A 12,376-nucleotide genomic window follows, 5' to 3' on the forward strand; every position below is an offset into this window, starting at 1 on the left:
ACCGGAAGGGCTTGCGAAACCGGCTCGATCCGCCTCACCTGTTTCTTATGTATATCTGCTTGTGCCCACCGAGTATCCGCTCTTCAGTCCTGAACTTGTCGGGCCGGGACTTGATGAGAGGGGACAACCGCGAGTGCCCGTAACTGCGGTAGTCGAACGCGGGGTCCAGCTTCCGTATCTGGCTCCCGACCGCCCCGATGTTGGCCCAGCCGTCCTCGTCAAGAACAGCCTCTATGGCTCGCCTAGCGGTCACGATCCATTTCGTGGGACCCGGAGATTTGTCCTGGTTGGTGGCGGGCTGCTCGGGCGCCTTCAGGTTCTCGGTGTAGACGAAGATCTCGCATGCGTTGACCAGAGAGTTCGGCGTCTGCCTCTGGCCTATACCCATGACGAACAGGCCCTGTTCGCGGATTCTCGTGGCCAGGCGGGTGTAGTCGCTGTCGCTGGAGACTATGCAGAAGCCGTCAACGGATCCGGCGTGCAGCAGGTCCATCGCATCGATGATCAAGGCACTGTCCGTAGCGTTCTTACCCACCGTGTAACGGAACTGCTGTATCGGCTGGATGGCAAAGGTCTGCAGACCCTTCTTCCACGAGGACATTTGAGGCAGCGTCCAGTCCCCGTAGATGCGCCGGGTCGTCACGATCCCGTACTTGGCGACCTCGGCCAGGATGTCCTCTATGAGAGAGGGCTGCGCATTGTCGCCGTCGATGAGCAGTGCTATCTGGCCCGAGCGTGATGCACGCCTTGCCATGTACTGAGCATCTTCCTGGGTCACCTTGGTTGATTCTCCTTACTGAGGGAGTTCAGCCTAGATATCGCTGCCGCTAGGCGCCGGCACGTCCCTACTCGGGCCCTACTTGGGCGCCATCCTGATCCCGCCGTCCATGCGGATGGTCTCGCCGTTCATGTACCGGTGGGTGACCAGGAACATCACCACCTTGGCGTACTCGTCCGGACGGCCCAGGCGCTTGGGGTGGAGGACCTGGCGGCCCAGCGACTCCTTGGCCGGCTCGGGCAGGCCGGCCAGGAGGGGGGTGTCGATGATCCCGGGGGCGATGGTGCTGACCCGGATCCCCAGAACGGAGAGATCCCTGGCGATCGGCAGGGTCATCCCCACGATCCCGCCCTTGGACGCCGAGTAGGCGGCCTGGCCGATCTGGCCGTCGTAGGCGGCCACCGAGGCCGTGTTGATGATGGCGCCCCGGTCGTTGTGCTCGTCGGGCTCGTTCCCCATCATCGCCGAGGCGGCGACCCGGATCGTGTTGAAGGTCCCCACCAGGTTGATGTCGATCACCTTGCGGAACTGGGCCAGGGAGTGGGGGGTCCCGTCCCGGGCGAGGGTCCGGCAGGGCGGTCCGATTCCGGCGCAGTTGACGACCACCCGTATCTCGCCCAGCCCGGCGGCCGCGTCGACCCCGGCCACCATGTCATCCTCGCTGGTCACGTCACAATGGGCGAAGATGCCGCCCAGCTCGCCGGCGACCGCCCCGCCGAGGTCGTCGTTGACGTCGAGGATCGCCACCTTCGCGCCCTCGGCGGCCAGCGCCCGGGCGGCTGCCGCCCCGAGGCCCGAAGCCCCTCCGGTCACCACCGCCACAGCTCCGTTGAGGTCCATACCGTCCTTCCTTGCCTTCCTGCCTGCTGCGCCCGACGCTACCCGGCCGTAGGCCAGACCGGAAAGTCGGCACGGCGGTTCTTTGGGTGCCTTGGCCTCGATCCGGGACGGAGCACCGGATTCTGCGGGCTCGATGCCATCATGGTGCGTGGCCAGGACGCGACCGGAGGATTCGAGGCGTGGCCGAACGCAGCACCAGACCCGATCAGGGCAACCGGACCCGGTCCTCGCGCGGGCCCGCTGGGGACAGGGGAGCGCGGCCACGGGACCGCACGGTCGTGTACACCGACGGTGCCTGTTCCGGGAATCCCGGACCGGGAGGATGGGCCTGGGTGATCCCCGGAGGCCGCTACCGGAGCGGCGCCGAGCCACACACCACCAACCAGCGCATGGAGCTGGCGGCCGCCCTGGACGCGGTGCGGACCATCGAAGGCGCGGTGGAGGTCGTGAGCGATTCGGCGTATGTCGTGAACTGCTTCCGGCAGGGCTGGTGGAAGGGTTGGCTCGCCCGCGGCTGGACGAACACCAAGAAGCAGCCGGTGGCGAACCGTGACCTCTGGGAGCCACTGGTCGACCTCTACCGGTCCAGGCCGATCACCTTCCGCTGGGTGAAGGGACACGGGGGCGACCGGTGGAACGACCTGGCCGACCGGTTGGCCGTCCAGGCGTCGGTGACCCAGCAAGGCGCCGAGGGCGAGGGTCAGCCACCTCCCGGCCATCTAGCCGCCCGCAGCCGGGGTGGCGAGTGGTCATGACTCCCCAGGCTCGCTCCGTACCCGTTCCCTGAGGCCTGCCCGGACACCGTGACGCATGCTGGATGGTCCGGCCCACCCAGAGAACGATCCTCCCCACCGAGGGTGGATCCGCCTCGGCGAAATCAACGGGGGACTGAACGTGTCACACCCCCGCGATACGTTGCCTGTCGCCAAGCACCTACACCGGCCTGAAGGCTTACATCGATCGGTCCGGCCGGCCCGGAGGGAACAAACAAGGCTTCATGGAGCGAACCGTCATGCCACCCGGCATCCAGCCGGGCATGGCCGACCACGCTCCAAGCCAAGGACAGGTGGTGGCGGGGGAGGGCCCGGTGCGGAGCACCGGTTTTCGCGAGTTTTGCCCCGGGTCTCGGTTCTTGATGCACAGGGCACCAAATATGACGCCCTGATCCTCAGGTTCACCGCACCAGATATGACGCCCTGTGCCTTAGGTTGGTGGGTGGGGTGGGTGTGGCTCTGAACCTTAGGTTCACAGCGCGGTAGAGCACGTTCTGAGCCTTAGGTTCATGGCGCGGTGTAAGACGTTCGGATCCTGAGGAACGCAGCACCGTGGGTGACGTTGTCAGCCTCGAGAGCTGGGGTTTGCGAACTTGAGGCGTAGGGCACCGCTGGTGACGCTCTGATCCTGAGGCTCGGAGCTTGGGGGACGGGGCCGGGGGTTAGGGCTTGGTGAAGGACATCTCGCGGCGGAACTTTTTCCAGTCGCCGACCTTTGTGGACCAGAGGATGTCGGTGATGATCGACACCACGCCTATTACCACCAGGAGGATCGTGGCCCAGGTGGGGACTCCGGCTATCAGGGCGGCGGGGAGGAGGGCGAAGGGCAGGACCTTGGTCATCAGGGCGCCGGAGGCGTGCATCCAGGCCCGCCGCCTGGCATCGGTGGTCAGGTAGGTGGCGTAGTCGGTCTTAACGCCCGGCTGCGGTCGAGCGATAGTGCCGATGAACCAGTGGGTGAAGCGTATCCCCGCCAGCCGGCCCACCACCAGGTGGGCCAGGCCGTGGGTGGTCACCAGCATGACGCCGGCCCCGGCCAGGAGGAGCAATCCGTTCCACGGATCGGGCGTGCTGTATGCCAGGCCGACCAGCACCAGCCCCACCACAGTTCCCACCAGGGCGGAGAGGGTGCCCAATCCGAGGGGGACGGTGAGCATTGCCCACCGCTCGAAGGCGGTGCGATCGATGGCGGCGATCCGCCCGGCGAACTCCATCGCCAGGTCCGGGCTCTGCTTGGCGGCGGAGACGACCTTCCAGAAGCCCGATCCGGCCAGCCCAGCCGCGGGGTCCGAGTCGAACTGCTCCTCGACCGTGCTCAATGCCGTTTCGGCCTCGCTCCGCTCCATGTCCGATCTCCCCGGCTGCGGCCCTTCCGATGCTAATTGGAAGCGCCTGCTAGCTGTGCTGTCCCGGCAGGTCACGGTCCGGCCCCGAGAAAGGTATCCCCTCAACCCAGGCCGGTCAGGAACGCCGGGTTCTCCTTGGTCATCTTCTCCAGGGCGCCGTAGTCCACACCCTCATCAAGAAGCGAGCGGAGAAGCATGCGCATCCCCTCCGGATGCGGCGGTCCCGAGGCCTGGCCCAGATCCGAGCTGAGGATCAGCCGCTCTCCGGCATGGGCTTCGATGATCGGAGCCAGCTCCGCCGGGGTCTGCTCGCCGAACAACTCCGACACGCAGGTGACGGCGACGATCTCGAGGTAGGCACCGCATGCGACCAACTCCCGCTGGACGTCGAGGTCGTACTTGGTCAAGCTCAAGTTCACGTGGGTGACCAGCAGCCTCTCGAGTCCCACCCGGTTGGCCTCCGCGGCCACCAGGCGGGTCTCCTCGAGGCTGAGATGGCCGGTGCACAGGCACGCGCCCGCCTCGGCCACCAGCCTGATCACCGTCCTGGCGTCGCCGGTTAGGCAGCCGTTCCCATCGAGGACGGTGACACCCGGACCCGGGAGTTGCGGCTGCCGGCGGCCCAGTTGCGGGTAGTCCGGGGTTCCGTAGTAGTCATCGTGATGCTTCGAGTGGTTGGTGGGCATCCATACCACCCTGGCCCCGTACTGGAGGGCGGCCTCCACCACATACGGGTCGATGCCGCCGACCGAACGGTTCAGCACGATGGCGCCGATGGGGTCGATGCCGGGCATGGAGCGTTTGAGGTGAGCGGCGCGGTGGAACGTGGCGCTGTCATGGTCCTTCATGACGAAGCCGCGCATGCCGTAGTCGAGTGCCAAGCGGCCCAGGTCATGGTCCGTGATGGGGCGGGGAAACAGGGAGGGAGCGCTGTGGGCGTGCATGTCGATCGCTCCGCGGAGCAACTCCAGATCCCTTCGCTGCACGGATCGCCTCCTGCTTGCCCGTATCCGGCCGGTTCCTATCGGGCCGCGGGCTCCCGAGAAGGGGTCTCGGGGTGTCCGGCAACCCTCGCCGGATGCTACAGGGAGGCGTAGCGGCTCAACCCGAGTGAAGCGAGTAGCTGGTGCTACGACCCCGTGCGGAGCTTCGGACGAGGATTCCGCGGTCTGCCAGGGCTGTTATGTCGCGCAGGGCGGTGTCCTGGGAGCATTTGGCTAGCTTCGCCCACTTCGAGGTGGTCAGCTTGCCCTCGAAACCGTCCAGGAGTCGGCCGAGAACCCTCCGCTGGCGCGCATTGAGCGGGACGCCTTCGACCTGCTGCCAGAAGCGGGCTTTGGTGAGCACGGATGCGAGGGTGGTCTCGGCTCCGTCGATGGCTCGGCCGAGGCACGCCAGGAACCACTCCATCCACTCCGTGATGTCCGGTGTTCCCTGCTGGGTTCGCTCGAGGATCCGGTAGTAGCTGCGGCGTTCCACCCGGATCTGCGATGACATGCTGTAGAAGCGTTGTGAGCTGTCCTCCGAGCGGGCGAGGGCCATGTCAGCAATCGCCCGGGCGATGCGTCCGTTGCCGTCGTCGAAGGGATGGATGGTCACGAACCACAGGTGCGCCATCGCCGCCCTGAGGATCTCGTCAGCATCCGAAGGCTCGTTGAACCATCTGAGGAAAGCGTCCATCTCGCTGTCGATCCGCTCCGCCGGGGGTGCTTCGAAGTGCACTCGCTCCTTGCCGATGGGCCCCGAGATCACCTGCATCGGTCCGGTACGGTCGTCACGCCAGCCGCCCACGATGATCGGTCGCATCCGGCTGCGCCCGGTCGGGAGGAGAGCGGCCTGCCAGCCCCACAGCCGGTCCACTGTCAGGGGCCGGTCGTAGTTGCCGGTCGCGTCCAGCATCATCTCCACTACACCCTCGACCTCGTCTTCCGCATGGCGGAGGCCGCCGATGTCCATGCCGAGGCGACGGCCGACAGCCGAGCGGACCTGTTCCAGGTCGAGCCGCTCACCCTCGATGTCGCTGGACTTGTGAACGTCCTGGGTCAGGGTCTCGAGTGTCGCCTCCTGCCGGAGGTCGTGTCCCAACGACTGCATCCGGCCCACCAAGCGTCCCTGTCTGTAGCGGACAGAAGCCAGGTTGTCCGCCAACGTGTCCGCCCGCCAGCGGAGTCGGGGCCATCCCGGATACTCATGAATACATGATCGCCGCATAATGTGCGGTGAATGTAGCAAGTAATCACCGCAAATCAGGATCCCGAACTGTCCATCAGGGTATATGAAGCCCTTACCAGAGGCCCAGCAGGCGGCTGTGCCATTCGGCTATGTCGGGTGTCAGGCCGGAGTGTGCTCGAACCGTGGTTCCGAGCGCGGCGAGGGCCTCGGCGGTATCCGCTGCCGATGCCGCCAGCTCGGCGGGGTTGTGCGGTCCTCCAGGGTCGAGCGCGTTGACGATCTCGAATGTGTACAGGTTCACCATGGTCGGGGTGTGCGAGACGCAGGTCACCCTCCAGCGGCCGGTGGACGGGTCCTCCCTCACGGTCAGCCGGAGGATCATGCCGTCCTGGGTCCCGGGCTTGCCTCCCTCCCGCCGGGGGGACTGCCAGGAGATGAAGTTGCCCAGGCCGTAGGCGAGGTACTCGGCTCCGATCCGGTCCACGGGCTGCACCACATGGGCGTGGTGGCCGATGATCAGATCGATGACGGGGGTGGCGAGAAGGCGGGGCCCGAGATCGGTCTGGTATCGGTCGGGCATCCGCCTGAACTCGGTTCCCCAGTGCAAGGACAGGATGATGAAGTCGGCTCCGGCGGCCCGCGCCCGTCCGGCCTCCCGCAGGATGGCCACCTCGTCGATGATGTTGGCCAGGTGGGCGTTCTCGGGACGGAGCATTCCGGTGTTCAGCCCGTAGGTGTAGGAGAGGTGGGCCACGGTCGCCCCGTTCACCTCCAGCAGGTTGAGCGCGGCGCGCTGCTCGGGGGTGCGGGCCATGCCGGTGTGGGCGACTCCGACGCGGTCGAGGGCATCGATGGTGCCGGCCACCCCTCTCATGCCGGTGTCGAGGGAGTGGTTGGAGGCCAGCGAGCACGTGTCGTATCCCGCGTAGGCGATGGCATCGGCCAGGTGGTTGGGCACGCTGAACAGGGGGAAGGTGGACAGGTTCCGGTTGTCGGGCGACATGGGCGTCTCGACATGGCACACGGCCAGGTCGGCCGCCCGCAGGATCGGAGCTACCTGTTGGAACATCGGCGTGAAGTCCCACCCGTCGGCGGTGCGCGCCCGTCGGACTATTGGGCTGTGGATGAGCAGGTCCCCGGTGGCGGCGATCGTGAACGAGCGGGGACTGTCGCCGGCCGGAGCTGAGACGGCGGTCGAAGTTACCTCCACCGCCTCGGGCTGTAGCGGGGAAGTCGCTCCCGCACCCGGCCCGGTGACCATGGCAGCCAGGGCAAGCATCCCCACCAGAGCCGCGCCGGCCCGGCGTCCGTCCCAGGCGGGGAAGTTCTCCCGGTCCCTTGTGCGATTCGGCATCCTTGTGGAGGGTTGGTTGTAGGGGCTGTTGATGGTATGCGATCAGGCTGCGGCCCGTCGGTGGTGGTCGCGTGACCCGCCGTGCCGGATTGTCCCGGTAGCGGGGTAGCCGCCACAGGACGAGCGCTATGGCACGTGTTCGGATGCTTCCGCTTTTCAGGGCGGCGTTCATGGCCGGCGGGAGGGCATGGGCTAGCTCGGGGGGAGTCGAACGGTGACGGGGTCATCTTGTCCAAACCGATCACTTGCCACCGTGGTAGTGCCTCCGCGGGCCAGGATATGGGAGCGAAACTCCGAGCGATAGCTACCCTCGCCTGCTATGGAACCTTCCGATCTCGCCCTCATCACCTCGGTGTCCGACCCGCAGATCCACCCGGACGGCCACCGGATCGCCTTCGTCGTGACCACCATCGACCTGGAGAAGGACCTGTACAGGTCGGCAATATGGCTCTGGGACGGTGAGGCGCGCCAGTTCACCGGCGGGTCCAATGACTCGTCTCCGCGATGGTCGCCCGACGGCGGGACCCTCGCCTTCGTGAGGAAGGGCAAGGAAGAGAAGGACCCCACCCAGCTGGCGGTCATGCCCTCCGACGGCGGGGAAGCACGCGTGATCACCGACTTCGAACTGGGCGCCGGCGCGCCGGCATGGTCGCCCGACAGCAGCTCGATACTCGTTACGGGCACCCAGTGGCACGGGGAGTGGGCCGGCCTCGAGGAGGACGAACGGTCACGGAGACCCCGGCGGGTCACCGGGTTTGACGTCCGGCTGGACAATAGGGGCTGGTTCCACGACCGCCGGACCTACGCGTACCTGGTCGATCCTGGCGGCGAGAGTCCTCCGCGCCGGGTCGGCTGCTCCGACGAGCACGAGTCGGGGCCGGCCTGGTCCCCGGACGGCGCCAAGGTGGCCATGGTGACCAGACGCGACAACCCGCGGTCTCTCGAGAGCGGTTCCGAGGTGGTCGAGGTGGAGGTGGACGGGGGCGGAGAGACGCTGCGGGCCCGGCGGTCGGGTTTCGACTCTGTCGACTACGACCCGTCGGGCAACCTGTACGGCATCGGCGACCCGGTGCCGGACTACCCGTATGTCTTCTCCCTGTGGAGGCTCGACGAACCCGCTACCGACATCACCGGGCACCTGGACCGGAGTCTCAACGACCTGCTCACCTCCGGCGCCCTGGAGAGACCGATCTGGCTGGAGGACGGTTTCCTGGCCTCCATAGCGGACCGCGGCCGGGCTTCCGTGGTCGCCTTCGGCCCCGGCGGCGGCGTGCGGACGGTGCTGGGCGGCGACCGCTACATCACGGGCCTCTCGAGGGCCGCATCCGGAAGGATGGTCTTCACAGCTACCGATCCCACCTGCCCGGGCGAGCTCTACGAGCTGACCCCCGGCGGGGAGGAACGGCGCCTGACCGACTTCAACCGGGAGATGCGTGACTCCGGCGGACTGGTCGGTCCGGACAGCTTCGAGGTCGAGAGCGCCCCGGGCGTCGACGTGGACGCCTGGCTCTACGCGCCCGAGGGCGACGGCCCGTTCCCCGTGTTGCTCAACATCCATGGAGGCCCGGCCTCGGAGTACGGGTTCTACTTCTTCGACGAGTTCCAGGTCTACGTCTCGGCCGGCTACGCCGTGGTGGCATGCAACCCGCGCGGTTCGGAGGGCCGCGGCCACGAGTGGCTCCGGGCGGTCACCGGTGACGGCTGGGGCAGGGTGGATGTGGAGGACATCACCGCGGTGGTCGACGAGGCCCTGCGCCGTGACACGCGCCTCGACCCGTCCCGTATCGGGATCATGGGGGGGTCCTACGGAGGCTTCCTCACGGCGTGGACCATCGCCCGCGACCGGCGGTACCGCTCGGCGGTGGTCGAGCGGGCCCTGATCGACTGGGAGTCGTTCGGCGGTACGTCCGACATCAACCGTGACTTCGCGGGCCTGTACCTGCACCCCGCCACCGCCGCGGATCATCAGGCGCTGTGGGGGGCCAGCCCGCTCGCCACCGCCGGCGACATCACCACCCCGACGCTCATCATCCATTCGGAGGACGACCTCCGTTGCCCGATCGGCCAGGCCGAGCAGCTGTTCACCGCCCTTCTCCGCAAGGGGATCGACGTAGAGATGATCCGCTTCCCCGACGAGGGACACGAACTGAGCCGCAGCGGGGCGCCCCGCCACCGGGTGGAGCGTTTCGAGCACATCCTCGCCTGGCACGGCCGGTACCTCGGCCCCGAGTCCTAGCTAGAGAAGGGCCGCCGAAAGCCGGCCGGAACGGATTCTGAGGTCGGTAGTTGATCACGGTGATGGGCACAATGTACAAGAGTGATAAAGTGAATCCGCGTTCTGAAACCATGTTTGCCACTAAGCAAACTAGATTACATATCTAATAATGGATTAAGGCTTCTATAAGATATGTAGCGCTTCATGGCAGCTTCTTCTAGAATCGAGAGGGGAGGAGCGGGTGATTGGACTCACAACTCGTTGACTTGGGAGGGCTCGTCGCCGTGGTGGGCTTCCTCTGGGGGGTGATAGCTTGGTCGACGAAGGGCCTGAACCGGCGCCTTGACCACCAGGATGAGGTCTTGGCCGGGATGGATGCCCGCCTGACCCGGGTTGAGAACGGTCAGGTCGACTTGAAGACCGGTCAGGCGAGGTTGGAGGGGGAGGTGGCCGGGTTGAAGCAAGGTCTCCGTCAGACCAATTCCCGTCTGGACGGCATGGACTCCCGTTTGGACGGCATGGGTGGCACCATCATCCGGGTAGTGGCCGATCTCGGTGAGGTCAAGGGTGAGTTGAAGAGGATTGTCGCCAGGGAGAAGGTTACGGCAGGCGGTTCGTAGCCGGTCGCCGGTCAGCCGGCGCCGGAGACCGGCGATGGTTCGGGTCGGCCTGGCTCCGGGCCATTCGCGGGGAGGCGAACGGTCACGGTGGTTCCCCGTCCGGGTCCGTCGCTCGTCACGCTGACCGTGCCTCCGTGGGCCAGGACAATGGCCCTGGTGATGGCCAATCCCAGACCCGTGCCTCCTATCCCACGACTCCGCGAACCATCGGTCCGGTAGAAGCGGTCGAAGACGTGGGGCAGGTCTGCGGCGTCGATCCCGATCCCGTTATCGGCAATTACAATGTCCAGCCAACCGTTACTCTCGGTTCCTGCTTCGATTGCAACCCTGCCACCGGCCTCGGTGCACCGGGCGGCGTTGCTCAAGACGTTCCCCAGCGCCTGGCTCATGCGAACCCGGTCCATGTCGACCAGCGGGAGGTCGGGAGACGCCCGCAGCGACAACTCGACCTGCCGGGCCTGGAACCGCGGCCGCCAACGATCCACCTCAGCGCCCAGAAACTCGCGGACCGAGCATGGATGGAAGGTCACCCGCAGCTCTCCATGGTCGGTCTCGGCGAGCCAGTCCAGATCGGTGACCAGGCCGCGTAGCCGGTCCACCTCCCCGATGATGTGGTCGGAGGCGTCCTCCGGCGTCTGGAGGCCGTCCCGGAGACCCTGCGCCTCCAGCTGGATGACGCTGAGCGGGGTGTTGAGTTCGTGGGAGACATCGCTTATCAGGCGCCGGCGGAGCTTGCGCTGGGATTCAAGGGCCGAGGTCATCCGGTTGAAGGCGGCGCTCATCCTTCCCAGCTCGTCCGACGAGGTGACGGGAAGCCTGGTCGTGTCACCCTGGGCGATCGCCTGGGTCGCCTCCGTCAGCGCCGTCACCGGCGCCGTGATCCGCTTCGACAGCCAGGCGGCCAGCAGGATGCCGACGGCGGCGGTCAGCGCGCCGCCCGCCAGGATTATGTAGAGGACCGTGCTGAGAAACCCGTGGGACTCGGTCGACAGGAAGTCATGGCCGACGTCCACGTACACCCGGCCCACGGGTAGGCCTCTTTGTGGATCGACCACCGTCTCGCTCCGTCCTGCGAGATCGGGCGCAACGGTTCCGGGCGCCAACTCGGACAAAGTGTCCCTGACCACCCGTCCATCGGCGTCCGTGACGACCACCCTTACCGGGTCCTGGTGGAAGAGCTCTTCGGATTCGTGTTCACCTTGCTCGGACCCCTCGGTCCGCCGGGTTCCATCGACGATGTATCCGGCCTCCGACAGCGGCCGCTCGACCGTCTCCCAACCACCGGTGGCGGCGTACTCCCGGCCCAGGTTGCGGGCCAGCCGGCTCGCCTCGTCCCTGCCTATCCGGTCCACGAAGACATCGAGGCGGGCCTGGGTGGTGTAGTAGGCGATGCCGACGCCGACCACGATGGTCAGCACTATGACCAGGACGATCGAGCCCATGATTCGCGAGCGGAGCGACATCAGCCGTCCTCCACCACGAACCTGTAGCCGGCCCCGTAGACGGTCTCGATAGGCCCGCCGCCTTCCCGGCCGATCTTCTTCCGGAGGCGGGCGACCTGGCTGTCGATGGCGCGGTCGTACCCGTCGAAGTCGTAGCCGAAGGCCTGGCAGATCAGCTGGTAGCGGGTGAGGACCTGGTTGGGATGGCGCATGAAGGTCGACAGCAGGGCGATCTGGCCCTGGGTGAGGGCCACGGGCTCGCCGTCCACCGTCACGCTCCGGGTGGTCTCGTTGAGCGTGATGGGGCCGCGTGTCAGCACCTGCTGGACCCTGTCCCTGACGCGACGGAGCACCGCGCGGGCCCGGGCGACCACTTCCTCCGGGTCGAAGGGCTTGACGATGTAGTCGTCGGCACCGCTCTCCAGCCCGATGATCCGCTCGGCCGGCGTTTCTCGGGCGGTCAGCATGATTATGGGGACGTCCGACTCGCTACGCAGGATCCGGCAGAGCTCCACTCCATCCAGTCGGGGAAGCATCAGATCGAGGATCACGAGGTCGGGAAACAGGCGACGGGCCAGGGCCAGGCCGGTCTCGCCGTCATGAGCAACCTCAGCGGAGAACCCGGCCCGCTCGAAGTACACGCGGACCCAGTCGGCGATCCTCTCGTTGTCCTCGATTATCAGCACATTGCCGCTCACCGGTTAGCTCCAGCCTCCTTCCCCTCTAGCCGCCGCCGTGTTCTCCCTCGCCCTCGCTGCCGCCGCCGTGCTCTCCCTCACCCTCGGCGCCATGTTCCCCCTCGCCTTCTCCGCCACGGCCGTGCTCTCCGCCGCCTT

The 12,376-nt window shown here is 66.8% G+C and carries 11 protein-coding genes; 3 read left to right on the forward strand and 8 right to left on the reverse strand.

Features of this window, described 5'->3' with window-relative positions; genetic code table 11:
• Positions 1-34: 34 nt before the first annotated feature.
• Positions 35-754 (reverse strand): NYN domain-containing protein, encoded by a 720-nt coding sequence (locus OXM57_04995; GenBank protein MDE0352024.1) that lies wholly within the window; start codon positions 752-754, stop codon positions 35-37.
• A gap of 102 nt (positions 755-856) precedes the next feature.
• Entirely contained in the window at positions 857-1,618 is a 762-nt protein-coding gene (locus tag OXM57_05000) for an SDR family oxidoreductase (GenBank protein ID MDE0352025.1), read from the reverse strand.
• Between the two features lie 278 nt (positions 1,619-1,896).
• On the opposite strand from OXM57_05000, the gene OXM57_05005 reads away from it, so the two are divergent.
• Positions 1,897-2,373 (forward strand): ribonuclease HI, encoded by a 477-nt coding sequence (locus OXM57_05005; GenBank protein MDE0352026.1) that lies wholly within the window; start codon positions 1,897-1,899, stop codon positions 2,371-2,373.
• Positions 2,374-3,053: 680 nt separating this feature from the next.
• On the opposite strand, the gene OXM57_05010 is transcribed toward OXM57_05005, so the two are convergent.
• The 4 genes from OXM57_05010 to OXM57_05025 all read right to left on the reverse strand — a co-directional run bounded on the left by OXM57_05010 (position 3,054) and on the right by OXM57_05025 (position 7,263).
• A complete protein-coding gene (locus OXM57_05010; protein ID MDE0352027.1) occupies positions 3,054-3,737 on the reverse strand; it encodes a hypothetical protein in 684 nt (227 codons plus the stop codon).
• A 101-nt stretch (positions 3,738-3,838) separates the two neighbouring features.
• On the reverse strand, positions 3,839-4,723 hold the full coding sequence (locus OXM57_05015; protein MDE0352028.1) for a DUF6282 family protein: 885 nt from the start codon (positions 4,721-4,723) through the stop codon (positions 3,839-3,841).
• A 115-nt stretch (positions 4,724-4,838) separates the two neighbouring features.
• Positions 4,839-5,948, reverse strand: a complete 1,110-nt coding sequence (locus OXM57_05020; protein ID MDE0352029.1) for a Fic family protein — start codon at positions 5,946-5,948, stop codon at positions 4,839-4,841.
• Between the two features lie 73 nt (positions 5,949-6,021).
• Positions 6,022-7,263 carry a CapA family protein gene (locus OXM57_05025; protein ID MDE0352030.1) on the reverse strand — a complete coding sequence of 414 codons (1,242 nt, stop codon included), beginning with the start codon at positions 7,261-7,263 and terminating at the stop codon, positions 6,022-6,024.
• Positions 7,264-7,582: 319 nt separating this feature from the next.
• Here OXM57_05025 and OXM57_05030 point away from each other — a divergent pair, with 319 nt between their 5' ends.
• Positions 7,583-9,499 carry a S9 family peptidase gene (locus OXM57_05030; GenBank protein ID MDE0352031.1) on the forward strand — a complete coding sequence of 639 codons (1,917 nt, stop codon included), beginning with the start codon at positions 7,583-7,585 and terminating at the stop codon, positions 9,497-9,499.
• Positions 9,500-9,723: 224 nt separating this feature from the next.
• Complete coding sequence (locus tag OXM57_05035) at positions 9,724-10,098, forward strand: hypothetical protein (protein ID MDE0352032.1); 375 nt, start codon at positions 9,724-9,726, stop codon at positions 10,096-10,098.
• Positions 10,099-10,109: 11 nt separating this feature from the next.
• On the opposite strand, the gene OXM57_05040 is transcribed toward OXM57_05035, so the two are convergent.
• On the reverse strand, positions 10,110-11,561 hold the full coding sequence (locus OXM57_05040) for a HAMP domain-containing sensor histidine kinase (protein ID MDE0352033.1): 1,452 nt from the start codon (positions 11,559-11,561) through the stop codon (positions 10,110-10,112).
• Complete coding sequence (locus OXM57_05045) at positions 11,561-12,238, reverse strand: response regulator transcription factor (GenBank protein ID MDE0352034.1); 678 nt, start codon at positions 12,236-12,238, stop codon at positions 11,561-11,563. The genes OXM57_05040 and OXM57_05045 overlap by 1 nt, the downstream gene beginning before the upstream one ends.
• Between the last annotated feature and the right edge of the window lie 138 nt (positions 12,239-12,376).

The sequence above is a fragment of the bacterium genome (assembly GCA_028820935.1).
Taxonomy (GTDB): domain Bacteria; phylum Actinomycetota; class Acidimicrobiia; order Spongiisociales; family Spongiisociaceae; genus Spongiisocius.

Coding starts and splice junctions, on each gene's coding strand:
- OXM57_04995 (MDE0352024.1), bottom strand. CDS start 754: ATGGCAAGGCGTGCATCACGCTCGGGCCAGATAGCACTGCTCATCGAC.
- OXM57_05010 (MDE0352027.1), bottom strand. CDS start 3,737: ATGGAGCGGAGCGAGGCCGAAACGGCATTGAGCACGGTCGAGGAGCAG.
- OXM57_05025 (MDE0352030.1), bottom strand. CDS start 7,263: ATGCCGAATCGCACAAGGGACCGGGAGAACTTCCCCGCCTGGGACGGA.
- OXM57_05030 (MDE0352031.1), top strand. CDS start 7,583: ATGGAACCTTCCGATCTCGCCCTCATCACCTCGGTGTCCGACCCGCAG.
- OXM57_05020 (MDE0352029.1), bottom strand. CDS start 5,948: ATGCGGCGATCATGTATTCATGAGTATCCGGGATGGCCCCGACTCCGC.
- OXM57_05040 (MDE0352033.1), bottom strand. CDS start 11,561: ATGTCGCTCCGCTCGCGAATCATGGGCTCGATCGTCCTGGTCATAGTG.
- OXM57_05000 (MDE0352025.1), bottom strand. CDS start 1,618: ATGGACCTCAACGGAGCTGTGGCGGTGGTGACCGGAGGGGCTTCGGGC.